Source organism: Nitratireductor arenosus (assembly GCF_009742725.1).
GTDB lineage: Bacteria > Pseudomonadota > Alphaproteobacteria > Rhizobiales > Rhizobiaceae > Mangrovimarina > Mangrovimarina arenosa.
The window spans coordinates 1,016,159-1,041,797 of record NZ_WPHG01000001.1 but is presented as its reverse complement, the minus strand read 5'-3'; the positions used below and the strand labels follow the sequence as shown (position 1 = coordinate 1,041,797).

The 25,639-nt window shown below is 64.4% G+C and carries 22 protein-coding genes; 3 read left to right on the top strand and 19 right to left on the bottom strand.

Annotation, left to right across the window (positions count from 1 at the left end; all coding sequences use genetic code 11):
• Nucleotides 1–3: 3 nt before the first annotated feature.
• The 3 genes from GN330_RS05030 to GN330_RS05020 are packed head-to-tail and all read right to left on the bottom strand — an operon-like array spanning nucleotide 4 to nucleotide 1,613.
• Nucleotides 4–687 (bottom strand): DUF805 domain-containing protein, encoded by a 684-nt coding sequence (locus tag GN330_RS05030; protein WP_156711534.1) that lies wholly within the window; start codon nucleotides 685–687, stop codon nucleotides 4–6.
• 46 nt (nucleotides 688–733) lie between these two features.
• Nucleotides 734–1,180, bottom strand: coding sequence for a hypothetical protein (locus GN330_RS05025; RefSeq protein ID WP_246188495.1), 447 nt, complete (start codon nucleotides 1,178–1,180; stop codon nucleotides 734–736).
• 43 nt (nucleotides 1,181–1,223) lie between these two features.
• Nucleotides 1,224–1,613, bottom strand: coding sequence for a DUF6152 family protein (locus tag GN330_RS05020; protein ID WP_156711532.1), 390 nt, complete (start codon nucleotides 1,611–1,613; stop codon nucleotides 1,224–1,226).
• Between the two features lie 369 nt (nucleotides 1,614–1,982).
• Between GN330_RS05020 and GN330_RS05015 the strand changes: the two genes are divergently transcribed.
• On the top strand, nucleotides 1,983–3,017 hold the full coding sequence (locus GN330_RS05015; protein ID WP_156711531.1) for an aspartate-semialdehyde dehydrogenase: 1,035 nt from the start codon (nucleotides 1,983–1,985) through the stop codon (nucleotides 3,015–3,017).
• A 116-nt stretch (nucleotides 3,018–3,133) separates the two neighbouring features.
• On the opposite strand, the gene GN330_RS05010 is transcribed toward GN330_RS05015, so the two are convergent.
• From GN330_RS05010 to GN330_RS04990, 5 genes are all read right to left on the bottom strand, one after another.
• Entirely contained in the window at nucleotides 3,134–4,321 is a 1,188-nt protein-coding gene (locus GN330_RS05010) for a M24 family metallopeptidase (protein WP_343040274.1), read from the bottom strand.
• Between the two features lie 283 nt (nucleotides 4,322–4,604).
• Nucleotides 4,605–5,033, bottom strand: coding sequence for a 30S ribosomal protein S16 (gene rpsP / locus GN330_RS05005; protein WP_156711530.1), 429 nt, complete (start codon nucleotides 5,031–5,033; stop codon nucleotides 4,605–4,607).
• Nucleotides 5,034–5,050: 17 nt separating this feature from the next.
• Nucleotides 5,051–5,419 (bottom strand): chorismate mutase, encoded by a 369-nt coding sequence (locus GN330_RS05000; protein ID WP_246188494.1) that lies wholly within the window; start codon nucleotides 5,417–5,419, stop codon nucleotides 5,051–5,053.
• 14 nt (nucleotides 5,420–5,433) lie between these two features.
• Nucleotides 5,434–7,002 carry a signal recognition particle protein gene (gene ffh / locus GN330_RS04995; protein WP_156711528.1) on the bottom strand — a complete coding sequence of 523 codons (1,569 nt, stop codon included), beginning with the start codon at nucleotides 7,000–7,002 and terminating at the stop codon, nucleotides 5,434–5,436.
• A 315-nt stretch (nucleotides 7,003–7,317) separates the two neighbouring features.
• Nucleotides 7,318–8,556 (bottom strand): flavin monoamine oxidase family protein, encoded by a 1,239-nt coding sequence (locus tag GN330_RS04990; RefSeq protein WP_156711527.1) that lies wholly within the window; start codon nucleotides 8,554–8,556, stop codon nucleotides 7,318–7,320.
• A gap of 149 nt (nucleotides 8,557–8,705) precedes the next feature.
• Here GN330_RS04990 and GN330_RS04985 point away from each other — a divergent pair, with 149 nt between their 5' ends.
• Nucleotides 8,706–9,524 (top strand): lytic murein transglycosylase, encoded by an 819-nt coding sequence (locus GN330_RS04985; protein WP_156711526.1) that lies wholly within the window; start codon nucleotides 8,706–8,708, stop codon nucleotides 9,522–9,524.
• Between the two features lie 90 nt (nucleotides 9,525–9,614).
• Here GN330_RS04985 and pyc read toward each other — a convergent pair whose 3' ends face one another.
• From pyc to GN330_RS04935, 10 genes are all read right to left on the bottom strand, one after another.
• On the bottom strand, nucleotides 9,615–13,079 hold the full coding sequence (gene pyc / locus GN330_RS04980) for a pyruvate carboxylase (protein ID WP_156711525.1): 3,465 nt from the start codon (nucleotides 13,077–13,079) through the stop codon (nucleotides 9,615–9,617).
• A 164-nt stretch (nucleotides 13,080–13,243) separates the two neighbouring features.
• A complete protein-coding gene (locus tag GN330_RS04975; RefSeq protein WP_156711524.1) occupies nucleotides 13,244–14,338 on the bottom strand; it encodes a branched-chain amino acid ABC transporter substrate-binding protein in 1,095 nt (364 codons plus the stop codon).
• 177 nt (nucleotides 14,339–14,515) lie between these two features.
• Nucleotides 14,516–14,866 (bottom strand): DUF6867 family protein, encoded by a 351-nt coding sequence (locus GN330_RS04970; protein WP_156711523.1) that lies wholly within the window; start codon nucleotides 14,864–14,866, stop codon nucleotides 14,516–14,518.
• Between the two features lie 254 nt (nucleotides 14,867–15,120).
• The gene (locus GN330_RS04965; RefSeq protein WP_156711522.1) at nucleotides 15,121–15,855 is read right to left on the bottom strand and encodes an ABC transporter ATP-binding protein; all 735 of its coding nucleotides are present in this window, start codon (nucleotides 15,853–15,855) and stop codon (nucleotides 15,121–15,123) included.
• Nucleotides 15,852–17,246, bottom strand: a complete 1,395-nt coding sequence (locus GN330_RS04960; protein ID WP_197435075.1) for an ATP-binding cassette domain-containing protein — start codon at nucleotides 17,244–17,246, stop codon at nucleotides 15,852–15,854. The genes GN330_RS04965 and GN330_RS04960 overlap by 4 nt, the downstream gene beginning before the upstream one ends.
• Before the next feature lie 86 nt (nucleotides 17,247–17,332).
• A complete protein-coding gene (gene livM / locus GN330_RS04955; protein ID WP_197435037.1) occupies nucleotides 17,333–18,718 on the bottom strand; it encodes a high-affinity branched-chain amino acid ABC transporter permease LivM in 1,386 nt (461 codons plus the stop codon).
• Nucleotides 18,718–19,650: an ABC transporter permease subunit gene (locus GN330_RS04950; RefSeq protein WP_156711520.1), complete on the bottom strand. Its 933-nt coding sequence runs from the start codon at nucleotides 19,648–19,650 to the stop codon at nucleotides 18,718–18,720. Before GN330_RS04950 ends, livM begins: the two co-directional genes overlap by 1 nt.
• Nucleotides 19,651–19,974: 324 nt before the next feature.
• Nucleotides 19,975–20,976 (bottom strand): 4-hydroxyproline epimerase, encoded by a 1,002-nt coding sequence (locus GN330_RS04945; protein ID WP_156711519.1) that lies wholly within the window; start codon nucleotides 20,974–20,976, stop codon nucleotides 19,975–19,977.
• Nucleotides 20,977–20,990: 14 nt separating this feature from the next.
• Nucleotides 20,991–22,247: an NAD(P)/FAD-dependent oxidoreductase gene (locus tag GN330_RS04940; protein ID WP_156711518.1), complete on the bottom strand. Its 1,257-nt coding sequence runs from the start codon at nucleotides 22,245–22,247 to the stop codon at nucleotides 20,991–20,993.
• Nucleotides 22,248–22,267: 20 nt separating this feature from the next.
• Nucleotides 22,268–23,161 carry a dihydrodipicolinate synthase family protein gene (locus GN330_RS04935; RefSeq protein ID WP_156711517.1) on the bottom strand — a complete coding sequence of 298 codons (894 nt, stop codon included), beginning with the start codon at nucleotides 23,159–23,161 and terminating at the stop codon, nucleotides 22,268–22,270.
• A gap of 166 nt (nucleotides 23,162–23,327) precedes the next feature.
• Between GN330_RS04935 and GN330_RS04930 the strand changes: the two genes are divergently transcribed.
• The gene (locus GN330_RS04930; RefSeq protein WP_156711953.1) at nucleotides 23,328–23,918 is read left to right on the top strand and encodes a GntR family transcriptional regulator; all 591 of its coding nucleotides are present in this window, start codon (nucleotides 23,328–23,330) and stop codon (nucleotides 23,916–23,918) included.
• A 153-nt stretch (nucleotides 23,919–24,071) separates the two neighbouring features.
• Here the strand turns inward: GN330_RS04930 and GN330_RS04925 are convergent, their stop codons facing one another.
• Nucleotides 24,072–25,568, bottom strand: a complete 1,497-nt coding sequence (locus tag GN330_RS04925) for a CoA-acylating methylmalonate-semialdehyde dehydrogenase (protein ID WP_156711516.1) — start codon at nucleotides 25,566–25,568, stop codon at nucleotides 24,072–24,074.
• Nucleotides 25,569–25,639 lie beyond the last annotated feature (71 nt).

Here is a 25,639-nt window from a genome sequence, read left to right as displayed (position 1 = left end):
TCTCTATCGGGGCGCCGGCCCCCATTTGTTTTCGGATTTCTGCGACGGGATCAGTGCGAAGACGAGGATGATCAGATTGCCCACCGTGGGCACGAAACCGAGCAGGATGAACCAGCCTGACAGGCCAATGTCGTGCAGCCGGCGGATCGTGACCGCGATCGAGGGCAGCGCCAGCGCCAGGACCAGAATGCCGGTCAGGCCGAGCGCGAGCACCGGTTCCTCGCGATCGAGATTGCCGACCATACCGTCGGCAATCAGGCCGGCAAAAAGCGCGGCGGCCATCACGATGAAAGCGAACAGGAAAAAGCCCCAGAATTCCCGGCGCGGGGCGCGGCCGCCCAGCTTGACGTAGGAGACCGTCACACAATCAAGGAAATGCCCGAAAAGAGAGCGCCGGCCCGTCGCCGCGATGTCGGCAAGCCGCGACGGTGACGTGGCGGGAGGTTCTTCCCCGGCCTGCCGCGTTTTTTCGGCCGGCCCGCCAAGAGCGGTCACGTCGCGGGCGCGGTTGCCTTCGGTCAGGAACTCGACCTTGGCGCCCTTGCCCGGCGCGGATATCGAGGCCAAGTCCGGGCTGGCGAAATGATAGCGGTTGCCGTCATCGCCGTTAATGAAACCGACGCCGCGTTCGCCATCGAAATAAAGAACTTCCCCGCGCATCCCGGCCCTTTCGGATTTGTCATCCACCGGGCAAGTTTCCGTGCCCGGCCCGAGAAGTCAACGGCGCAGCCTTTCACAGGAAGGCGATGAACCGGCCGCACAGCAGGACGGCCAGCCAAAGGAGCAGTGACGTTGCCGCCGTGCCGCGTACGAACCGGGGCGGATCGTGTCGCCAGGTTGCGGCTTCCCACCCGCGCGCCAGATGGCGGAACAGGAACATGTTGAGCACGGCAACCGGGATCAGCGCCATTTTCAGAAGAAAGGCGGGATTGGCCGCGTAATCGCCGGCCCGCACCGAAAACAGGGAGGCACCGGTGAGCACGGCGCCAGCAAAGGCAAACAGCGCCAGACGGCGCATGAGCGCGATGAAAGTCCGCCCGTCAATGGCGGACAAACCGCCGAGAATGCGCAAATCCATCAGGATGACGGTCGTGACCAGCACGCCGATCGACAGAATATGGGCGGCGTTGACTAGCGGATAGGCGAGGAAGGAACGCTTCAGCGCCACGACCGGCGCCAAGGCTTCGATCCAAGCAAATAGGTCGGCCGCCATCCGGCCCGGCTCAGGACGGAGCGCGTCGCGGATAGACGTCGTAGGTCTTGCCGTTGACGACGATGCGCACCGCCTTCATGCGCCGTTCGGCCGGATCGAGCGACCGGTTGCCAATAGCGGTGATCTCGTCGCCGATCGCGGCCGCCTCTTCGGTAAAGCCGGCGGCGACGGTGCGCGATGGCGGGGCGAGCTCCACGCGCCAGAGTTCGCCCTCGACATCGATGTCGAGCGTCGCGTGGGGATTGCCGATATAGATCGCGGCGACAATGCCCTCAAGCTGGAAAAACCCGTCTTCGGTCCAGGACCAGCCGTGATGGGCGTAAGCGGGCATGCCGGCCGCGAATCCGAACCCGCCAAGGGCGAATATTCCGAGCGCGTGCCGTCTGGAGATGCGGTCCATCAAGCGTCTCCCTGCTTATGTTCTCACACAAGGGTAGATCGTGGCCGCGAGGCGTCAAATGAAATGCGGGTGATCGGCCCGGCCGGGGCAATTGACTCTTTACACAGAACCGCTAGAAGCGTTGCGTTTCGTGGAGCAGGCCATGCGCGCCGGTGTTTTCGCAGTTTCTCGTCGTCATCCGTCCGGATATCTTTCCGGCGGCGGCATGCGCGCGTTTTGCACCACCCGTAAAACCCGAGCCAAAACGACCGCCAAAACGGTCTGATTTTCTCGGCCTTACTCCCCCTCTCCCCGGGTCCGGCCGGGGAAAGCCGCCCGCGGTCGCCGGCGGACCTTCCAGCAAAAGGGGAGTGACAGGAGATGACCGAAATGGGTTTCAAGATTGCAGTCGCCGGCGCCACCGGCAATGTCGGCCGCGAAATGCTCAACATTCTCGAAGAGCGCGGCTTTCCGGCCGATGAGGTCGTGCCGCTCGCCTCGCGGCGCTCGCTCGGCACGGAGGTCTCTTACGGCGACCGTACGCTGAAGGTGAAGGTGCTCGACACCTATGATTTTTCCGGCACCGATATCTGCCTGATGTCGGCCGGCGGCGCCGTGTCGAAGGAATGGTCGCCGCGTATCGGCAAGCAGGGTTGCGTGGTGATCGACAATTCCTCGGCCTGGCGCTACGACGCCGATGTGCCGCTGATCGTGCCTGAGGTGAATGCCGATGCGATCGACGGCTTCACCAAGAAGAACATCATCGCCAATCCCAATTGTTCGACCGCCCAGCTCGTCGTCGCGCTGAAGCCGCTGCACGACGCGGCCACCATCCGCCGCGTGGTCGTGTCCACCTACCAGTCCGTTTCGGGCGCGGGCAAGGAAGGCATGGACGAGCTTTTCGAACAGACCCGCGCCGTCTTCGTCGCGGATCCGATCGAGGCGAAGACGTTCACCAAGCGCATCGCCTTCAACGTCATCCCGCATATCGACCTCTTCATGGAGGACGGCTCCACCAAGGAAGAATGGAAGATGGTGGCCGAAACCAAGAAGATGCTCGATCCGAAGATCAAGCTGACGGCCACCTGCGTGCGCGTGCCGGTCTTCATCGGCCATTCCGAGGCGGTCAATATCGAGTTCGAGAAGCCGATCACCGCCGACGAGGCGCGCGAGATCCTGCGCGAGGCGCCGGGCTGCCTGATCGTCGACAAGCGCGAGGACGGCGGCTACGTCACGCCGCTGGAATCGGCCGGCGAGGATGCCACCTATATTTCGCGTATCCGCGAGGATTCGACCTTGGACAACGGCCTCAATTTGTGGGTCGTCTCCGACAATCTGCGCAAGGGCGCGGCACTCAACACGGTCCAGATCGCCGAGATCCTGGTCGCGCGCGGCCTGATCACCCCCAAGAAGCAGGCGGCGTAGACCTCTTCATCGCGCGGGCGCCGTTCGCGGCGCTTGCGATCCGGCTGCGGAGCAAAATTTGTTTGTCGGCAAATATTGGACAGAAAGCCGTGCGGCCCCGTGCTTGCCGCCCGCGTCTACGCCTGCCCGCGATTCCAGTTCCGGCCGCGATCCCCGATCAGTTCGTGGCCGTTACCGGTAACGGCGACGGTGTCTTCCAGCTTGATGAAACCGCGACGCGGATGAAGCATGGTGGTCTCGACCGAGATCACCATGCCGGCTTCCAGCGGCCTGTCGGCGTCGACGCCGTCATAGGCGACGGGATGGTTGGTCATCAGGAACGGCGCCTCGTGGCTGATCAGGCCCATGCCGTGGGCGAAGAAGTCGTTGCAGGTTGCGTTTGGCAGCGATTTCCGCGTCTTTTCGGCATGGGCGATCACCTGTGTCCCGGTCGCGCCCGCCCTGATCTTCGAAAACGCGGCCTGCTGCACGGCGTCGACCTCGGCGAGCAGATCCTCAAGTTCGGAATCCGGCTCGCCGAGAACGCCCATGCGGCACAGATCGCCGATATAGCCGCGATAATTGCCGCCCGAATCGAGCGACAGCACCTCGCCCCTTTGCCAGCTTTGTGGCGAGACGGCGCGGTTGTGGCTCGACCCGATGGTGATCAGGCAGTATTCGAACTGGAGGCCGCGCCCGGTCTCCTCGCGGCGCAACGCATCGACAAGTTCGGCCTTGCCGGCGCCTTCGCCATGGCCGGAAAACACCGCCAGCATGGAGTCCGTGATCAGTTCGGACGCCCTGCGCAGCAGGTCGAGTTCCGCCGCGGTCTTCACCGAACGCAGGCGCTCAAGAATCCCCGTGGCGTCGACGAAGCTCGCATCATCGAGCCCGGTGGTCAGGGCCAGCCATGCATCTGAGGGCAGGAAGGACGGCTCGATCCCGATCCGCGCGCCGTGACGGCCGAGCGCCTTGATATGTGCGATCGCCTCCTGGGCGGCATCGACGCTGCCCCAGCACGTGGTCTTGACCGCGGGCGTCCAGAACGGGTTCACCTGCTGTTCCATGCCCTCCATCTTGTTGCCGATATAGGCGGCGCGGTCAGGTCGGCCCTTTTCGTAGACGAGGACGGGCAGGTAGCGGCTGTGGCCGATCGCGTCCATGGCGTGGAAGAAGATGTAGCGATAGCCGCCGAGCAGATATTGGACATTGTGCTTCGACGTGGCCAGCAGCAGGTCGATGCCGGCTTCCTCCATCAGGCGATCGAGCCGCTGGCGATCGAATGGCGTCTCGGCGTCCTTGGCCGCGGTTGACTGGATATTCACCGTGCGCTCCTCCGCCTACGGGTCTAGCTCAGTGCCTAGGGCAATCTGGTCCGACCAGATTGCCCTATCGGGCCGGTCGCGGTCCAGCGGAAAATTGCCGCACCCCGGTTTTGTCGCGGCCAATATGCCCGGCCGGACTCTTTTGGCCTGGCCAGAAAGGTGGATGATATGGTCCGGCGCCATGAGCCGCGCGGGGTTTTCTGGGCTGAGCGGCTTTGATGCCGCAAAAGAAAACGGCGGACCGAGGCCCGCCGTCGACGATTTCGTTTCGCTCCAGAAACGATCAGGAAGATGCCTCCTCGGCCGGTGCTTCCTCCGCAGGTGCTTCCGTGGCCGAGGCCACGGCGGCCTTTTCTTCCTCGAGCTTGGCGGCGAGTTCTTCCTCGGCCTGCTTGATCAGGGCCAGGCGCTCCTGGGCCTTTTTGCCCGGCTCGGCCTTTTTCGGGTTCGAGCGCTCCGGGCGCTTGGCAAGACCAGCCTGGTCGAGGAAGCGCAGCACGCGATCGGTCGGCTTGGCGCCCTGGGCGATCCAATGCTTGACGCGTTCTTCATCGATCGAAACGCGTTCGGCATCCTTGGGGAGCGTCGGGTTCCACGAACCGATCGCCTCGATGAAGCGGCCGTCGCGCGGGCTGCGCACGTCGGCGACGACGACGTGGTAGTAGGGGCGTTTTTTCGAGCCCGCCCGGGCCAGTCTGATCTTCAGTGCCATTTTTGTCTCCTAGGGTCTCACTGATCGGGATTGTTGGTTTCAGCCGTCCGTTCCGGCACGGGGACGGGTTCCCCGGCGCCGTTTTCACGGGCGATCATTTCGTGGTGTCGGATCACCTCGCGGATGATGAAGTTGAGGAATTTCTCCGCGAAATCCGGGTCGAGATGGGCGTCGACGGCGAGCTGGCGCAGTCGCGCGATCTGGCGCTCCTCGCGGACGGGATCGGCTGGCGGCAAATCGTGTGTCGCCTTCAAATGGCCGACGGCCTTGGTGCACCTGAAACGCTCGGCCAGCATATGCACGAGCGCGGCGTCGATATTGTCGATCGAAGCCCGGTAGCCGGCTAGGATCTCGCGTGCCTTTTCGGTGTCGGACTTGTCCGCCAAAACCGTTCCTCCGTTCATTTCTTCTTCGGCAGGCCGGGCAGGCCTCCGCTCAGTCCGGGCAATTTCCGGCCGCCGGGCAGTCCCGGCAGGCCACCGCCGCCCGGAAGGCCGGGCATGCCGCCGCCGAGACCGGCCGCTTCGGCCTGTTTTTGCAATTGCTCGAGCTGCTTGGGGTCCATTTTCGACAGGTCCGGCATGCCGCCCATGCCACCACCCATGCCGCCAAGGCCCATCTTTTGCGCCATGCCGCCCATCAGGCCGCGCATGGCGCCGCCGCCCTTGCCCTTGCCGCCCATGGCTTTCATCATGTCTGCCATCTGGCGGTGCATCTTCAATAGCTTGTTGATCTCGGCGGCATTGGTTCCCGATCCGGCCGCGATGCGCTTCTTGCGGCTGTGTTTGAGGATGTCGGGATTGGCGCGTTCCTTCTTCGTCATCGAGGAGATGATGGCGAGTTGGCGTCCGAACATCTTGTCGTCGAGGCCGGCGGCCGCGATCTGGTCCTTCATCTTGCCCATGCCGGGCATCAGGCCCATGATGCCGCCCATGCCGCCCATCTTCTGCATCTGGCGAAGCTGATCGGAAAGGTCGTTCAGGTCGAACTTGCCGGACTGCATCTTCTTGGCCATCGCCGCGGCCTTTTCCGCGTCGATGGTTTCGGCCGCCTTCTCGACGAGGGAGACGATGTCGCCCATGCCGAGGATGCGGTCGGCGATGCGCTTGGGATGAAACTCCTCCAGCGCGTCCATCTTCTCGCCGGTGCCGATCAGCTTGACCGGCTTGCCGGTGACGGCGCGCATCGACAGCGCGGCGCCGCCGCGGCCGTCGCCGTCCATGCGGGTGAGCACCAGGCCGGTGACGCCGACCCGCTCGTCGAAGGAGCGCGCGAGGTTGACGGCGTCCTGACCGGTCAGCGAATCGGCGACGAGCAGGATTTCGTGCGGGTCCGACACTTTGCGGATGTCGGCCATCTCGATCATCAGCGGCTCATCGATATGGGTGCGGCCGGCCGTATCGAGGATCACCACGTCGTGGCCGCCGAGCCTGCCGGCCTGGACGGCGCGCTTGGCGATCTCGACCGGCGACTGGCCGGCCACGACGGGCAGGGTCGCGATGCCGGTCTGCTCGCCGATCTGGCGCAATTGCTCCTGCGCGGCCGGGCGGCGGGTATCGAGCGAGGCCATCAGGACCTTCTTGCCCTGGCGCTCGGAAAGCCGCTTGGCGATCTTGCCGGAGGTCGTCGTCTTGCCCGAGCCCTGCAGGCCGACCATCATGATGACGACCGGCGCCGGCGCGTTGAGGTCGATCACCTCGCCGTCCGAGCCGAGCATGGCGACCAGTTCGTCATGGACGATCTTGACGACCATCTGGCCGGGCTTGATCGATTTCAAGACCTCAGCGCCGACGGCCTTTTCGCGCACCCGGTCGGTGAAGGAGCGCACCACCTCGAGCGCAACATCGGCTTCGATCAGGGCTCGGCGCACTTCGCGCAGCGCTGCGGATACGTCGGCTTCCGACAGCGCGCCGCGCCCGGTCAGCCCGTTCAGGATCGATCCAAGGCGTTCCTGCAGCGATTCAAACATCGTCCGTCCTTTATCTCCAACCGTTCTCGGGCAGAGGTAATGCGTCCGCCGCGATTGACCAACAGCCAAAGCCAAAACGCACCCGGGGGCGCATCGCGCTGCCGGGTGTTGACCTCCGGGATCGCATAATACCTGCGAAAAAAGTCCCGGTCGGCTGCTCGGAGTGGTCACTCGTCGCGGAATTCGAGCCGGATAGACAGGATTTGGCCGCCGGAGTCAAGCAAAAGCGCGGCAAATGAGCCTTTGGGCGACGTTCAACCTCGTCGCGCGGACGCCGTTCCCCGCCCGATGAGGCAAGACGCGTGCCGCACGCGATCAGGCGCGGTTGAGGGCGGCCACGATATCGCGCGCGACCGCCTCGCCGGACAGGCGCGCACCGCCGCACGTTTGGATCAACGGTCCGGCGAGATGTTCGCCGGCGAAATAAATCCGCTCCGCGATCGGCGTGGCCAGAATAGCGCGCGCCTTTACCTTGCCGGGCCGCGCCGCTGCGTAGGCGCCACGGACATACCGTTCCGCTCCCCAATTGGTCATCATGGCGCGACCGATATTCTTGCGCAGATCGTTGCCGAAGATGTCGCACAGACGGTCGGACACAAAATCGATGCCCGCCGCCTCGCCGGCGACAGATAATTCCCAAGCGAAATCGCCGCCGACGAAACCGACCATCAGGTCAGTGTCGAAAGGAAAACACAGGAAGTAGATGTCGTGCCGTGCGTGGCGCTCGATCAACAGATCGTCGAACGCGGCCAGGCCGAGCCGGGTTTCGCGAATCTCGATCGGGATCTTGGTCAGCATGCCCATCGGCAGGTCGAAAAGAGCTTCGTCATGGGCGGCGGGCAGGTCCGGCGTGAACGCGATCTCGCCGAAAGCGAGCACGGCCGGCGCGCAGGTCACAAGCACGGCCCGGGCGCGAATCGTGCCGCGATCGGTTTCAACCGCCACGCCAGGTCCGCCCCAGGCAATTCGGCGAACGGGCGTCGAGAGTTCCACCGGCACGTCGCGGCCGTAATGCGCGACCAGCGCGCCGAACCCTTCCCGGGTGAAATAGTTGGGATCGAGGTCGGCGGCGGCCTTGAAATCAGCGATCGATATCTCGTCGTCGTCCTTGCCGAAATCCATCGGGCCGGAAAAGGTCGCGGAGGCCCGCACAGCGTGGCCGCGGGAGAGCAGCGAGGACAGCCGGTCGTCGTGGGATGTGTGGCTCTCCAGCAGCGCGGCCAAAGCGGCGTCGGCGGCCTTCATCCCGGTTTGCTCGGCCTCGCTTGCCTTGCGCTTGCCGTAGTAGAGGTGATCGACGTTCATGTCGTGGTGATAGAGCGTCCAGTTCGCCGCCCGGGCCTCCGGGTAGAACGGATTGCGGTCCGCGGCATGCAGCCAGGCGCAGCCGATATCGAAGGGAACGCCGAGATCCGCGTCGCGGGTCCAGGCGCGGCCGCCGATCCGGTCCATCGCCTCGACGAGGCGGAACGTCTTGCCGGCGGCGCGCAGGGCCTTGGCGGCGCCGAGGCCGGCCGCACCCGCGCCGACGACTACCACATCGACGTCCGGCATATCCGCAACCCCCCGTTAACCGGCCCAAGAATAGACTTGTTTGGAAACTAGCTCCATACTTTCGAACGACCTGCGTGCCGGGCCAAGCTTGGTTTTCCTGGTGGCCGTGGCGGGCATGTCGTGACCGGTCCAGGCAGCGGGAGAACAGAATGCAATTCAGGTCCAAGAGCGTGGTGATGGCGGCGGCATTCGCCGTCGCGACATTAGCGGCGAGCGGTGCGGGCTGGGCAGCCCAGTGCGGCAACAATGCGGGCGGGTTCGAGACCTGGAAACAGCAGATGACGGCCGAAGCCCGCGCCAAGGGTATCGGCCAGCGCGGCATCAAGGCGCTGCAGCAGACCCGCTACGCGACGGCAACCATCCGCGCCGATCGCGGACAGAAGAGCTTTAAATATTCGCTGAAGAAATTCATGCAGGTTCGCGGCGCCAGCACGATCGCGAGCCAGGGCAAGCGACTGAAGAAACAACACGCCAAGTTATTCGCCAATCTGGAACGGCGCTACGGCGTTCCACCCGGTCCGCTGATCGCGATCTGGGGCATGGAGACCGGTTTTGGCAGGTTCATGGGCAATTCGAACCTTTTGTCGGCGACGGCCACGCTCGCCTATGATTGCCGACGCTCGGAATTCTTCACAGGCCATCTGATCGCCGCGCTGACCCTGGTCGATCGCGGCGTGGTTTCCAGCTCCAGCGTGGGCGCCAAGCACGGCGAACTCGGCCAGACGCAGTTCCTGCCGGGCAGCATCCTGCGCTACGGGGCCGACGGCGACGGCAATGGCCGCCTCGATCTCGTGCGCTCGCGCGCCGACGCGCTGGCCTCGACGGCCAATTTCCTGCGCGCGCATGGCTGGCGTCCCGGCGCGGGCTACCAGCAAGGCCAGGCCAATTACCGCGCCATCAAGGGGTGGAACGCGGCCAGCGTTTATCAGCAGGCGATCGCGATCATCGCCGCGCAGATCGACGGCTGAGCGATGTCCGGTCGACGACAACGCCGCGTCGCTCCAAAGTTTTGACCGGGCGACGGGCGGGGCCTCTGGACCGCGCCCGTCGGGCGAAGCCTATTGCTCGTCATAAGTGACGAGCAGGTCCTTGGCGTCGATCTGGTCGCCGGCGGCGACCAGCACCTCGGCGATCACGCCGTCGCGCTCGGCATGCAGCGCGGTTTCCATCTTCATTGCCTCGATCGACAACAACACGTCGCCGGCCTTGATCGATTGTCCGGCCGAAACCGCCAGCGTCGAGACGACACCCGGCATCGGCGCGGCGACATGGCTGTCATTGCCGGGCTCGGCCTTGCGCCGCGTCTTGCCGTTGGAGGCGCCATGCGCGCGGTCCGGTACCTTGACCCGGCGCGGCTGGCCGTTGAGCTCGAAGAAGACGGTGACCATGCCCTTTTCGTTGGTCTCGCCGACCGCCAGGCAGCGCACAACCAGCGTCTTGCCGCGTTCGATCTCGACGAAGATCTCGTCCTCGGGCTGCATGCCGTAAAAATAAGTCGGCGTCGGCAAGACGCTGACCGGCCCGTAATCGTCCTCGACGGCGGCGAAGTCGGTAAACACTTTCGGATACATCAGCCATGAGGCGAATTCGAATTCGCTGGCTTCGCGACCGAGCTGTTCTTCCAACTCCCGGCGTCGTGCGGGCAGGTCCGCATCCTCAAGCAGCGCGCCCGGCCGTGCGGTGACCGGTTTTTCCCCTTTCAATACCTTTGCCTGCAGGGCGGCGGGCCAGCCGCGGGGCGGCTGGCCGAGATCGCCGCGCAGCATGGAGACGACCGAGTCGGGAAAGGCGATGTCGCGCGCGGGATCCTCCACCTCGGCGACCGTCATGTCCTGGCTGACCATCATCAGCGCCATGTCGCCGACCACTTTCGACGACGGCGTCACCTTGACGATGTCGCCGAACATCAAATTGACGTCGTGATAGGCTTGCGCGACCTCGTGCCAACGCGTCTCCAGCCCCAGCGAGCGGGCCTGCTCCTTCAAATTGGTGAACTGGCCGCCGGGCATTTCGTGCAGATAGACCTCGGAAGCGGGCCCTTTCAGATCGCTTTCGAAGGCCGCGTACTGGTTACGAACGGCTTCCCAGTAGAAAGAAATGCGCCGGATCCATTCGGGATCTAGGCCGGGGTCGCGCTCCGAACCCTTGAGCGCCTCGACGATAGAGCCGAGGCAGGGTTGCGAGGTGTTGCCCGACAATGCGTCCATCGCCGCATCGACCGCGTCGACGCCGCTCTCCACGGCGGCGAGCACGGTGGCCGCGGCGATGCCGGACGTGTCGTGAGTGTGGAAATGGATCGGCAGGTCCGTCGCCTCGCGCAGCGCCTTGAACAGGACCCGGGCCGCGTTCGGCTTCAATAGGCCGGCCATATCCTTGACGGCAATGATGTGCGCGCCCGCGGCCTCCAGTTCCCGGGCCAGCCCGACATAATATTTCAGGTCGTACTTGGCGCGGTCGGGATCGAGGATGTCGCCCGTATAGCAGATCGCCGCTTCGCAAAGTTTGCCCTCGGCGCCGACCGCGTCCATGGCGACACGCATGTTCTCGACCCAGTTCAGGCAGTCGAAAACGCGGAACAGGTCGATCCCGCCGGCAGCGGCCTGCTTGACGAAATGCCTGACGACATTGTCGGGATAATTGGTGTAGCCGACGCCGTTGGCGCCCCTGAGCAGCATCTGCAAGAGCAGGTTGGGCGCGCCTTTGCGCACCAGGTCAAGCCGCTCCCACGGGTCCTCGGTCAGAAAGCGCATGGCGACGTCGAACGTGGCGCCGCCCCAGCATTCGAGCGACAGCAATTGCGGCAGGGCGCGGGCATAGGCGCCGGCCACACGGGCGATGTCGTGGGTGCGCATGCGGGTCGCCAGCAGCGATTGATGGCCGTCGCGCATGGTCGTGTCGGTGACCAGCACGCGGGTCTGGTCGCGCATCCAGCGGGCGAATTTCTCCGGTCCTAGACGATCGAAGCGCTGTTTAGCGCCGTCGGGCACATCGCCGCCGACAAACGGCAGAACCGGTGCGGCGGCTTCCGCCGACGGTCGCGGCCTGCCGCGTGTTTCGGGATGGCCGTTGACCGATACGTCGGCGATGTAGTTGAGCAGCTTGGTCGCCCGATCACGCCGCTTGACCTGGGCGAAAAGCTCGGGCGTGGTGTCGATGAACCGGGTCGTGTAGGAATTTTCGCGAAAGCTCGGATGGCCGATGATCGCCTCGAGGAAGGTGAGGTTGGTCGCCACGCCGCGAATGCGGAATTCGCGCAGCGCCCGGTCCATGCGCGCGATCGCCTCCTGCGGCGTCGGCGCCCAGGCGGTCACCTTTTCGAGCAGCGGATCATAAAAGCGCGTGATCACGGCGCCGGAATAGGCCGTGCCGCCGTCGAGCCGGATGCCGAAGCCGGTCGCGCCGCGATAGGCGGTGATGCGGCCATAGTCGGGAATGAAGTTCTGCTCGGGATCCTCGGTGGTGATCCGGCATTGCAGGGCGTGGCCGTTAAGGCGGATCTGGTCCTGCGGGGGAACGCCGGATGCCGGCTTGCCGATCGCGGCGCCATCGAGAATGTGGACCTGCGCCTTGACGATGTCGATGCCCGTCACTTCCTCGGTGACGGTGTGCTCGACCTGGATACGCGGGTTGACCTCGATGAAATAAAACGCGCCGGTATCGGCATCCATCAGGAATTCGACGGTTCCGGCGCCGACATAATCGGTGGCCCGCGCGATCCCGAGTGCGTGGTCCGCCAGTTCCTGGCGCTGCGCGGCGTCGAGATAGGGCGCGGGCGCGCGCTCCACGACCTTCTGGTTGCGGCGCTGGATCGAGCAATCGCGCTCGAACAGATGTACGACATTGCCATGCGTGTCGCCCAGCACCTGGACCTCGACATGGCGGGCGCGCTCGACCAGCTTTTCCAGATAGACCTCGTCCTTGCCGAAGGCGGCGCGGGCCTCGCGCTTGGCCTCCGTCACCTCGCGGGCGAGATCCTCCGCCGCGCGGATGGCGCGCATGCCGCGTCCGCCGCCGCCCCACGAAGCCTTGAGCATGACCGGATAGCCGATCGCCTCGGCCATCCTGGCGACCTCGTCCATGTCGTCGGGCAAGGGGTCGGTGGCGGGGACGACAGGCACGCCGACTTCGACGGCCAGATTGCGCGCGGCGACCTTGTTGCCGAGCCGGCGCATGGTTTCCGGCTTCGGTCCGATGAAGACGATGCCGTTTGCGGCGCAGGCCTCGGCGAATTCCGGACTTTCCGACAGCAGGCCGTAACCGGGATGGATGGCGTCCGCTCCGGACAACCTGGCCACGCGAATGACCTCGTCGATCGACAGATAGCTTTCGATCGGACCGAGATCCTTGGCCAGATGGGGGCCGCGGCCGACCTGGTAGGATTCATCGGCCTTGAAGCGGTGCAGGGAATATTTGTCCTCCTCGGCCCAAATCGCGACAGTTCGCAGACCGAGTTCGTTGGCGGCGCGAAAGACGCGGATGGCGATTTCGGACCGGTTGGCGACGAGGATCTTGGATATCGGCAATGCGGGAGCCCCCATATTCGAAGCGGCGGAAAGTCGCGCTATCAATAACGGGAAAATGCTGCAGTGCAAATAACCGGTTTGGCGGTGGTCGCGACGAAAAAAAGCCCGGCGCGCAAAACGCCGGGCCTCTCGATGGCGATGGGATCCTGGCCGAAGGCCGTGGATCAGAGATAGTCGTAATTGCCGTCTTTCCACTCGTAGAAGACGTAGCCGGGCAGCGTCACGTCGCCCGTCTCGTTGAATTCAAGTTCGCCCAGCACGGTGTTGAACTTGCCGTCGTTGAGTGCCTTGACCACCGGTTCGAAATCGGTCGAGCCGCCGGTCTTGACCGCGTCGGCCCAAGCCTGAATCGCGGCGTAGGTATAAAGCACGTAGCCTTCCGGCTCGACGCCCTTGGCGCGGAACTTCTCAACCAGCGGAGCCGCGTCGGGGTTCTTGCGCGGATCGGGCGAGAACGTCATCAGCGTGCCCTGACCGGCATCACCGGTGATCGCCCAATATTCGTCGGTGACGAGCGCGTCGCCGGAAACCAGGATGGTGTCCATGCCCTGCTCGCGCATCTGACGCGCCATCAGGCCGGCCTCGGTATGATAACCGCCGACATAAAGAACGCCGACGCCTTCCTGCTTCAGCTTCGACACGAGCGCGGTGTAGTCCTTTTCACCGGCGGTGTAGGCTTCGTAGAGGGCCGGCTTGCCGCCCGCCTTCTCGTAGGCCGACATCGTCGCGTCCGCGAGGCCTTTGCCGTAGGCGGTCTTGTCGTGAACGAAGGCGACCTTCTTGTCGGCGAAGTTCTCGGCCAGATAAGCGCCGGCGACATCGCCCTGCTGATCGTCGCGGCCGCAGACGCGGAACACGCCTTCGCCCGGACGCTCGTCGGTGAACTTCGGGTTGGTCGACGCCGGCGAAATCTGCACGATGCCCTCATCGGCATAGACCGAGGAGGCCGGGATCGACGAGCCGGAGCAGAAGTGCCCGGCCACGAAAACAACGCCCGAGCCGGCGAACTGGTTGGCCACCGCCACAGCCTGCTTGGGATCGCATGCGTCGTCGCCGATTTCCAGCTTCAGCATTTCGCCATTGACGCCACCGGCGGCGTTGATGTCTTCCACGGCCTGCTCGGCGCCAGCCTTCATCTGTGCACCGAAGGACGCATACTGTCCGGTCATCGGGCCGGCTGTCGCGATTATGATGTCCGCATACGCTGCGGTCGACATTGCGAAGGTCAGCGCAACGCTCGCCAATAGTGCCTTTTTCATGGTGACTCCCTTAAACACCTGACTAATTCGGAAAACCGGCGGCGATGGTGTTTCTGTCTCCGGTCCGGTTGCATGCGGGGTTCCCTTCCCGCCTGTCGACATAAAAGCCCAATTTCGCGGGGAAATAAAGGCTTTCTGCCGCGCTTGGTCGGCGGCCGCAACCACCAATTCTCGGCCTTACCGCCGCTTCCACCCAAACGGGCCGGAACGCAGGAAGGCGAAGCTGTATTGCGTCGACATCTGATAGGCGCGGGTGATGCGCATGCCCGCGAAGGCGATCGCCAAGAGCACGATCAGGTCGACGATGAAATAATGCAGAGACAGCAAAGTGCCGTTGAACAGAGCGAAATGGATGAAGCGCGTCGCCGCCGTCAAAAGCAGGATATAAAAAGCAAGCTGGCCCTTCGGCAGCCAGCCGCGCGCGGCCGCCCTGCCCGTCAGATAGGCCGCGGCGCCGGCCAACACGACGGTGACGAAGAGGAACTCCCAAAAGGTCACTTCCCAAAGCAGGGAATTCTGGTTTTCCATATCGCGCTCCAAGCCTCCGCGGCGATCGGTGATAGAACGGTTTCGTTCCACGGAATCGGGAAATCCGCTCTACCGCCTGGTTTCGTCGCGGTTTCGGGCAAAGAAGCGGTCTCCGCTTGCTCCGAAACCGCCTTGGGCCGCGGCGCCGTTTCGTTGAAACGGCATCACGACCCGCGATCTTGCCACTGCCCTGATCGAATCCGAAATCCGTACGGCGCACCCCGGAGAACGCGGCGGATTTCGGCTTCGGGACACTAGTGCCGTCCGCCCTCGAGATAGGCGGCGCGAACCTCCTCGCGCTTGAGCAGGTCGGCGCCCGTTCCGCTCATGGTGATCTTGCCGTTGACCATCACATAGCCGCGATGCGCCAGCTTGAGCGCGTGAAAAGCGTTCTGCTCGACCAGGAAGACGGTGAGACCGTCGCGCTTGTTGAGTTCGCCGATCACCTCGAAGATCTGCTTGACGATCAGCGGCGCGAGGCCGAGCGAGGGCTCGTCCAGCAAAAGCAGTTTCGGCCGGCCCATCAGCGCCCGGGCGATCGCCAGCATCTGCTGTTCGCCGCCCGACAAGGTGCCGCCGCGCTGCGAGGCGCGTTCCTTGAGGCGCGGGAACAAAGTGAAGATGCGCTCCAGATCGCCGTCGAAATGCTCATCGTCGACAAGCAGCGCCCCCATCTGGAGGTTTTCCAACACGGTCATGCGCGGGAAGATGCGCCGGCCCTCGGGCGACTGGGCGATGCCGCGGCGCATGATCTCGTGGGTGGGGGCGAGGGTGATGTCGTTGCCGTCATAGACGATCTCGCCGGCGCGCGCCTGCGGACTGCCGCAGATCGTCATCATCAGGGTCGATTTGCCGGCTCCGTTGGCGCCGATCAGGGTGACGATCTCGCCGGGAAAGACATCGACGTCGACACCGCGCAAGGCGATGATCTTGCCGTAATAGGTCTCGACATTGCGAATACGCAGCAGGGGCTGCCCGGCCTCGCTCATGGCTTGCCTCCCTTGCCGCCCGAGCGGGGTTTTCGCGCCTTGCTGGTCGGGACGTCACCCTTGTCGACCCGTTTCGAAAAGGCGGTCGCGCCGCCCTTGGCCAGCGTCTTGGCCTGTTTAACCCATTCCTCGCGCTGGATCCGGCCGGGAAAGGCCAGCCAGGCCCCGACCCAGTCGACCTCCGGGGCCTTCCAAACCGCGATCTGGCCGAACCGCCAGATGCCGAGCGCGTTGAGCTTCTTTTCGTTGGCCGGTCCGATACCCTTGATGCGGGTGAGATTGTCGGCGCCGGGCGGACCGGGTTTTTTGGTGCCATGCGGCTGGCGGCCGGGAAAATCGGCGGCGTTCTTGATCTTGATCTCGCTCGGCGCCGGGACGACGGCCTTGGCGCGAGCCGGCGAGCCGGCGTTCCTGGCGGCCGGTTTGGCGCCTGACGCCTTGGCGGCCGGCCGTGGCTTCTTCGGCTTCGGCTTCGGCTTGGACTTGTCGGCCGCAGCCAATTCCTGGGCCTCTTCAACGACTTCTTCCAGATCGTGCTTGATTTCCGGCACGTCGATCTCGGCTTCATCGTCGACGCCGAGATAGGCGGCGATGACGCGCGGGTCGCTTTTGACGTGCAGCGCGTCGCCATCCGAGATCTTCACGCCATAGTCGAGAACGATGACGTGGTCGGAAATCTCCATCACCACGCCCATGTCGTGCTCGATCAGCAGGATCGAGGTGCCGTGCGTCTCGCGGATGAATTTGAGAAGTTCGTTGAGTTCATGCGATTCACGCGGATTGAGGCCGGCGGCGGGCTCGTCGAGGCACAAGAGCAGCGGGTCGGTGCACATCGCCCGGGCGATCTCCAGCCGGCGCTGGGCGCCATAGGGCAGGTCGGCGGCCGGGTCGTCGGCGCGCTCGGTCAGATGCACCTGTTCCAGCCAGTACCTGGCCTTTTCGATCGCCTGCTTTTCCGCTTTCTTGTAGCCGGGAACGCCCAAAATGCCGCCGATGGTGAACAGCGAGGCGATCATCAGCGGGTTGTGCTGAGCCACGAGCAGGTTTTCCAGCGCGGTCATGCCGCCGAAGAGGCGGATGTTCTGGAATGTGCGCGCGACCTTGGCGCGTTGCGAAATCTCGAAGTCGGGCATGCGCTCGAGCAGATAGACGCTGCCTTGCGGCGATTCCTTGTAACGCCGGTCGGAGCGCGTGACCTCCTCGATCGCGCTGGCCTGCAGTCCGGCGCCGTGCCGCATCGCGGTGCGGCCCTCGGTCGGCTTGTAGAAACCGGTGACGCAGTTGAACACAGTCGTCTTGCCGGCGCCGTTGGGGCCGATCAGCGCCGTGATATCGCCGCGGCCGACATTGAAGGACAGGTCGTTGACCGCGACCAGACCGCCGAAGCGCATGGTCAGGTGCTCGACCGACAGGATCGGGGTTTCGTCCCAGCGCGCCGGGGCGGCGCCGTCGACCTCGTTTTGCAACACGGAGCCCATCAGTGACCTTCACCCTGTGCGACCATGTCGGCGCCGATGCGTTTCTTTTCCTTCAGCACCGCTGTCGGCTCGCGGGTCGTTATCAGGCCGCGCGGCCGCCACACCATGATCAACACCATGGCGAGGCCGAAGATCAGCATGCGATACTGGGTCGGGTCGAACCCGTCGCCGAAGACATGTTGCAGGAAGCCGAGATTGCGCAGCATCTCGATGCCGCCGATCATGACGACCGAGGCAATCACGACGCCGATCTGGGATCCGAGGCCGCCAAGCACGACGATGGCGAGGATGATCGCCGATTCCAGGAAGGTGAAGCTTTCCGGGGAAATGAAACCCTGGCGGGTGGCGAAAAAGGAGCCGGCGAAGCCGCCGAACATGGCTCCGATCGAGAAAGCCGTCAGCTTGGTGTTGGTGGTGTTTATGCCGAGCGAGCGACAGGCGATCTCGTCCTCGCGCAGGGCTTCCCAGGCGCGTCCGACCGGCAGTCTGCGCAGCCGGATGGTGACCAAGTTGGTAATGATCGCCAGCACGAAGATGATGTAATAGAGATAGATGAAGCGGTGGATGCTGTCGTAGGGAATGCCGAAGAAATCGGCGAACCCGCCCTCGCCGCGCGAAAATTCGAGACCGAACAGCGTCGGCCGCGGAATGCCGGAAATGCCGTCCGGGCCGTTGGTGAAATCATACCAGTTGAGCAGCACGATCCGGATGATCTCGCCGAAGGCGAGCGTGACGATGGCGAGATAGTCGCCGCGCAACCGCAGCACCGGAAAGCCCAGGATCACACCCCAGAAGGCGGCAAGCAGACCGGCCAGCGGCAAAGCCATCCAGAAGCCGAAGCCGAAATTCTGGGCCAGCAGGGCGAAGGAATAGGCGCCGACCGCGTAAAAGGCCACGTAACCCAGATCCAGCAGTCCGGCGAGGCCGACGACGATGTTCAGCCCCCAGCCGAGCATGATGTAGGTCATGATCAGAATGGCGAGATCGATATATTGCCGGTCCTTGTTGGGGAAGAAATAGGTAAAGAAGAACGGCAGCACGATCGCGAAAGCCAGAAGCGCCCGGGCGAGCCATTTCCCCAAGCCGGCGAAGCTGCTTCCCGTTCCCGAAAACATTCCGGAAAACTGGGCGGTAATCGGCGCCGACGTCTTGAACACGAAGAGGTTGAGCAGCAGACGGCCGGCAAACACGATCGCGACGGCCGAAAACAGCAGGCCCCAGCGAAAGCTCAGCGCCAGTCCGCCGGGGGCGATGTCGGTGCGCACGCCGAGGAAGAAGAAACCGAGCGCGAAGACCATGAGAGCGGCGATCGCGGCATCGCGCAGCGAATTGGCGAGGCGGTTGTCGTCCCTGGCGGACGACAAGGGCACGGATCGGGCCGCCATCAGACTTTCTCCACTTCCGGCTTGCCGAGCAGGCCCGAAGGCATGAAGATCAGCACGATGGCGAGGATCGAGAAAGCGGCGACATCCTTGTATTCGACCGTGAAGTAACCGGACCAGAACACTTCGATCAGGCCGATCGCCAGCCCGCCGAGCATGGCGCCGGGCAGGGAGCCGATGCCACCGAGCACGGCCGCGGTGAACGCCTTAACCCCGGCCAGAAAGCCGATATAGAAATCGATCACGCCGTAAAGCAGCAGGAACATCAACCCGGCGACGGCAGCCAGCGCGGCACCCATGACGAAGGTCAGCGAGATGGTGCGGTCGACATTGACGCCGAGCAGCGCCGCCATCTTGCGGTCCTGCTCGCAGGCCCGCTGCGCGCGTCCCAGCGAGGTGCGCGAGATCAACAGCGTGAAACCGATCATCAGAAACAATGTCGTGAAGATGATGATCATCTGCATGTAGGAGAGCTGGACGAGGATCGTGCCGTTCTCGGTCGACCCCTCCATCAGCGTAACGCCGCCCTGGATCTGCGGCGGTAGCGGCTTGACGCGCGCCCCCTGGGTGACCTGGACGAAATTCTGCAGCACGATCGACATGCCGATGGCGGTGATCAGCGGGGCGAGACGAAATGATCCGCGCAGTGGTCTGTAAGCGAAACGCTCGACCGTCCAGCCCCAGGCGGAGGTGAACAGCATGGCGATAATCAGCACGATCAGCAGAACCACCGGCAAAAAAACGAAGCCGAACACCGATGTCAGGATCAAAAACGTCGCCAGGGCGATGAACGACCCGACCATGAAGATGTCGCCATGTGCGAAATTGATCATGCCGATGATGCCGTAGACCATCGTATAGCCGATCGCGATTAGGCCGTAGATCGATCCGAGAGTCAGCCCGTTAATGAGCTGCTGGACGAAATATTCGAGCATGCTTGCGGCTCCCCCGCCGAATGTCGCCTTGACCGGCGCATCCCTTATTGTATTTCCCCTAGTCGTAGTGCTTCAAAACGGGATTGCAACGACAAAATTGCGCGCTGCGGCCGCATCGAAGACCCCGCCCTTCCCTTTGTCTTCGAGGGATTCGAGCACTTGGACCAGCGCGGAAGCTAGCACTGGGCCAGCGCAATGTCCTTGCCTTGTTTGCCCGTTATACGAGAAATTTTGGCTGAATATTGCACAGTAATCAGAATATTCGCGATTTTCTTGCATCTCGCGCCTGCGGTTCATTCGACTGAAAAGGCTGGCGCAGGCGTGTCAGCGCACCACGAATCCATGTGCGAACGGGTCGCGATCGTCGATAAAGATGGTGTTGTAGCCGGTCATGCGCGCCCAACCGCCGACCGAGGGAATGATGGCGGTCTGATCGGCGACCACGGTTTCTTGCTCCACGCGGCCGCGGAACAGCGAGCCGATGATCGATTGATGCACGAAGTCGTCGCCGGACCGCAATTTGCCCCGGGCGTGGAGCTGCGCCATGCGCGCCGAGGTTCCGGTTCCGCAAGGAGAGCGGTCGATGGCCTTGTCGCCGTAAAAGACGGCATTGCGGGCATGGGCGCCGTCGACGGTCGGCGCGCCGGTCCACAAAATATGCGACAGGCCGTCGATCGCTGGGTTTTGCGGATGTACGAACCGGTGCGCCTGGTTCAGCCGCTCGCGCAGCACGGGGCTCCAGGCGATCAACTGGTTGGCGGAAAAATCGGCCATGTCGCGATAGTTTCGCTGCGGCTCGACGATGGCGTAGAAATTGCCGCCATAGGCGACGTCGACGGTCAGCGGCCCCAGCTCCGGGCAGTCGACCGCAAGATCGCGCGCATGCAGATACGAGGCGACGTTGGTGATGCGCACTTCCTCGACGCGGCCGTCCTTTTCCTCATAGGTGGCGACAACGCGTCCCGCCGGCGTGTCGAGACGCAGCACGCCCGGCGTCTTTGGGCGCACCAGCCCGTTTTCAAGCGCGAAGGTGACGGTTCCGATGGTGCCGTGGCCGCACATGGGCAGGCAGCCGGAGGTTTCGATGAAAAGGATACCGATATCGCAATCCTCGCGCGTCGGCGGGTAGAGGATCGAGCCCGACATCATGTCGTGACCGCGCGGTTCGAACATCAGCCCGGTCCGGATCCAGTCGAATTCGGCCAGGAAATGGGCCCGCCGTTCCATCATGGTTGCGCCGTGGAGAAGCGGACCGCCGCCGGCGACGAGCCGTACCGGGTTGCCGCATGTATGTCCGTCGATGCAGTGGAAGGAATGGCGGGCCATGGTCGAGTTTCCGGTTAGAACCGCTGCGGGCTGAAGGGGGCAAGATCGATGGTTGGGGTCGCTCCGGAAACCAGATCGCGGATCAGGCGCCCGGTCACCGCGGCCTGGGTAAGGCCGAGATGGCCGTGGCCGAAGGCATAATAGACGTTTTCGGCGTTGCGCGCCCGTCCGATTACCGGCAGCGAGTCGGGCAGGGAAGGGCGGTAGCCCATCCATTCGCGGCCGCCACCGGTTTGAAGTGCGGGCATGAAACGACGGGCTTTTTCGAGCATCGCCCTGGCGCGGCGGTAGTCGGGCGGACGTTTCAGTCCGCCGAGCTCGACCGCGCCCCCGACACGGATGCCGGTTTCAAGCGGGGTGACGACAAAACCGTGCGCGGAGAAGATGAGCTGGCGCCTGAGATCGAAGGCGTCGGCCGGCAGGGTGGTGTTGTAGCCGCGTTCGGTTTCGAGCGGCACGACGTCGCCGAAGGCGCGGGTGAGGCGGTGCGACCAGGCGCCGGCGGCGACGACCAGGTTGCGCGCCAGGATAGTGCGCCCGTCGCGCAGCTGGATCGCGACGCGCCCGTCGGCCGGGGTTACGACCACCGCCTCGCCCCGGATCCAGGCTGCGCCATCGGCTTCGGCCTTGCGCCAGATCGCCTTGCCGAGATGCTGGGGATCGGAAACCGTCTTCCAGCCCGGCACGAAGGTTGCGCGAGAGAATTGCGGCGCCAGGCCGGGCTGCAGTGCCTCGATGCCGGCGCGATCGAGATGACGGAACGCGATGCCGAAGCGCGCGCGCGCCGCCCAACCGCCGAGCGAAGCCTCGAATTCGGCCTCGGTTTGATAAAGCTCCAGTGAGCCATCCTCGCGCAGCATCGATTCGGTAGCGGTACGAGCCATGAGCGCGGCCCATTCCGCCTCGGCGAGCCGCATCATCGCCGCCTGCGCGGCAAGCGCGTTTTCGTACCGCGCGGGGCGCGAGGCGGCCAGAAACCGCACAAGCCACGGCAGCAGCCACGGCGCGTAGGCAGGTGGGACCGAAAGCGGGCCGAGCGGGTCGGCGAGCCATCCGGGCAGGTTGCGGATCATACCCTTCTGGGCGAGCGGCAAGACGTCGGAAAAGGCAAGCGCACCGGCATTGCCGGCGCTGGTTTCCTCGCAAATGCCGCTTCGGTCGATGACCAGCGTCCTGCGGCCGACAGCCGCAAGTGCCGCGGCGGTGCAAATGCCGATAATGCCGCCACCGACAATGGCGACATCGACCGGGTTTTCCGACGGAGCGGCCATCGAGGCGGACGCCGGGCCGGTCAGAAGGCCGGGATGTCTGGACGGACGGCGATCGCGTCCCTGACGATCTTTTCGACCTCGGCTCGGCGGGCACCGGCGAGAGGCTGACGCGGCATGCGCACGCGGTCGTTGGAGTCGATCGCCAGCGCCTCGGCCAATTTGAGGTTCTGGACCAGATAGGTCGAGACGTCGAGGTCGGCCAGCGGGCGCAGCCAGCGATAGATCGCCAGCGCCTCGTCGCGGCGGCCCTGCCTCATCAGCTGGTAGATCGCCACCGATTCACGCGGGAAGGCGACGACGATGCCGGCCACCCAGCCGACGGCGCCGACGGCGAGCGCCTCGAAGACAAGATTGTCGACGCCGGTGAAAAGGTCGAACCGGTCGCCAAAGGCGTTGATGATTTCGGTCGAACGACGGATGTCGTCGGAGGATTCCTTGACGGCGACGAAACGCTGATCGGCCGCCAGTTCCCGCATCACCGACACCGTCACGTCGACGCGATAGGCGACCCGGTTGGAATAGATCATGACCGGCAGATCGCCGGCGGCCGCGACCGCCTTGAGCGCGTCGGCGGTCTCGCGCGGGTCGGTATGGTAGATCGGGCTCGGCACCACCATCAGGCCGTCGGCGCCCGCCTTGGCGGCGGCCTTCGCCGTCGCGCAGGCCTCGCGGGTGCCGGGTTCGTTGACCGTCATCAAGACCGGCTTGCCGGCGGCGGCCATGCGCGCGGTCGCCAACACGTCGAGTTTTTCCGCCGTCGACAGCATCGAACCTTCGCCCAGCGATCCGGCAACGATCAGCCCGTCGCAACCGGCGTCCATCTGCAGGCCGAAGCAGCGCTCCATCTCGGCATGATCGAGGCTGTCATCCTCGGTGAATTTGGTGGTGACCGCGGGAAAGACGCCTGCCCACATTTCGCATACTCCCAATCTGATATATCAATGATATATCTGAAGACGTCTCCATTTGTCAAGCGATCTCCCGGCGTGATATATCAAAAATATATCAAGGAGAGCCCGGGTGACGGACACAAAACCTGCCGAACCGGCCGCGGTGCGCGCCTATCACGCGCTTGAGCGGATGATCGTGACCCTGGAGCTGGCGCCGGCCAGCGTGACCACCGAAGGCGGGCTGATCGAACAGGTCGGCCTCGGGCGCACGCCGGTGCGCGAGGCGATCCAGCGGCTGGCCTGGGAGGGCCTGGTCGAGATCCGTCCGAGGGCCGGCATCGCAATCGCCGCGCTTCATGCCGGCGACTGGCGCAAGGTGATCGACGCGCGGCGCGGCGTCGAGATCGTGCTCGCCCGCGAGGCGGCCCGCAACGTCGCGCACGCGGCGAGCGAACAGTTCCGCGAGGCCGCCATGACAATGCAGCGGGCGGTGATCACCGGCAATGTGATCTTCTTTCTCGAGGCGGACAAGGCGCTCGACGAGGCGATGGCGCGCGCGGCCGAGAACCCGTTCGCCTCGCGCCTGGCGGCGCCGCTGCAGACGCATAGCCGCCGGTTCTGGTTCCGCTACAAGAGCGATACCGGCCTGACCGAGGCGGCCGAGCACCATGTCGGCCTGATCCGCGCCATCCTCGATCGCGACGAGGCGGGCGCGGCGGCGGAGGCCGGGCGCCTGATGGATCTTTTGCGAGCGCATGCCGATGCGGCGGCGCGGCGTTAGTCGGAGTGCCTTGGCGACAGCGAACGCCAACCGGCGGCAGTTCGAAAATTCCACCCGTCAACCAAAACCCCGCCAAATATTGACGGGGTTCGTCAGCGAACGGGAGGCGCGGCCAATGGGCCGCGCCTTCGCGATCGAAGCGGCCTGAGACGATCAGTTCATCGTCGGGATGACGAATTCCGCGCCGTCCTTGACGCCGGACGGCCAGCGCGAGGTGACCGTCTTGGTCTTGGTGTAGAAGCGGAACGCGTCCGGGCCGTGCTGGTTCAGGTCGCCGAAGGCCGAGCCCTTCCAGCCGCCGAATGTGTAATAGGCGATCGGCACCGGGATCGGCACGTTGACGCCGACCATGCCGACTTCGACGCGGGCGGCGAAATCGCGCGCCGCGTCGCCGTCCCGGGTGAAGATGGCGACGCCGTTGCCATATTCATGCTCGTTGGGCAGCTTCAGCGCCTCCTCGTAGGTGTTGGCGCGGATCACGGACAGCACCGGACCAAAGATCTCCTCCTTGTAGATGCGCATGTCGGAGGTGACGTTGTCGAACAGGCAGCCGCCCATGTAGTAGCCGTCCTCGTAACCCTGCATGGTGAAGCCGCGGCCGTCGACGACGAGCTTGGCGCCTTCCTTGATGCCGAGATCGACATAACCCTTGACGCGCTCCAGCGCTTGCTTGGTGACCAGCGGGCCGAAATCGGCCGAGGCGTCGGTCGACGGGCCGACCTTGAGCCCCTCGACACGCGGGATGAGCCGTTCCACCAGGCGGTCGGCGGTCTCCTTGCCGACGGGCACGGCGACCGAGACCGCCATGCAGCGTTCGCCGGCCGAGCCATAGCCGGCGCCAATCAGCGCGTCGACGGTCTGGTCCATGTCGGCGTCCGGCATGATGATCATGTGGTTCTTGGCGCCGCCGAAGCACTGGGCGCGTTTGCCGTTGGCGGTGGCGCGGCTATAGATGTACTGCGCGATCGGCGTCGAGCCGACGAAACCGATGGCCTTGATGTCGGGGTCGTCCAGAATCGCGTCGACCACTTCCTTATCGCCGTTGACGACGTTCAAGATACCCTTCGGCAGGCCGGCCTCGACGAACAGTTCGGCGATGCGCATCGGTACGCCGGGGTCGCGCTCGGACGGCTTGAGGATGAAGGCGTTGCCGGCCGCGATCGCCGGGCCGATTTTCCAAAGCGGAATCATGGCCGGGAAGTTGAAAGGCGTGATGCCGGCAACGACGCCGAGCGGCTGGCGCATGGAATAGACGTCGATGCCGGGCCCGGCGCCGTCGGTGAATTCGCCCTTCATCATATGCGGCGCGCCGATGGAGACTTCCACGACCTCGAGGCCACGCTGAATGTCGCCCTTGGCGTCGGGAATCGTCTTGCCGTGCTCGCGGGCAAGCAATTCGGCCAGCGAATCCATTTCCTGCTGGACCAGATCGAGGAATTTCATCAGCACGCGCACGCGCCGCTGCGGGTTGGTCGCGGCCCAGGCCGGCTGCGCCGCTTTGGCGTTTTCGACCGCTTTGCGCAGATCATCCTTGGAGCCGAGCGCGACCTTACCGCGCACGGTGCCGTCCATGGGCTGCATCACGTCCTGGCTGCGTCCGCCAGTGGCGGCGACGTGCTCTCCACCGATAAAATGTCCGAGTTCCTGCATTGGTTCGCTCCTTTGGATCGGATGTTGGGTGCATTGTCCCGCTTCGCCCCGCGGAATGCAACGCGAGCGGC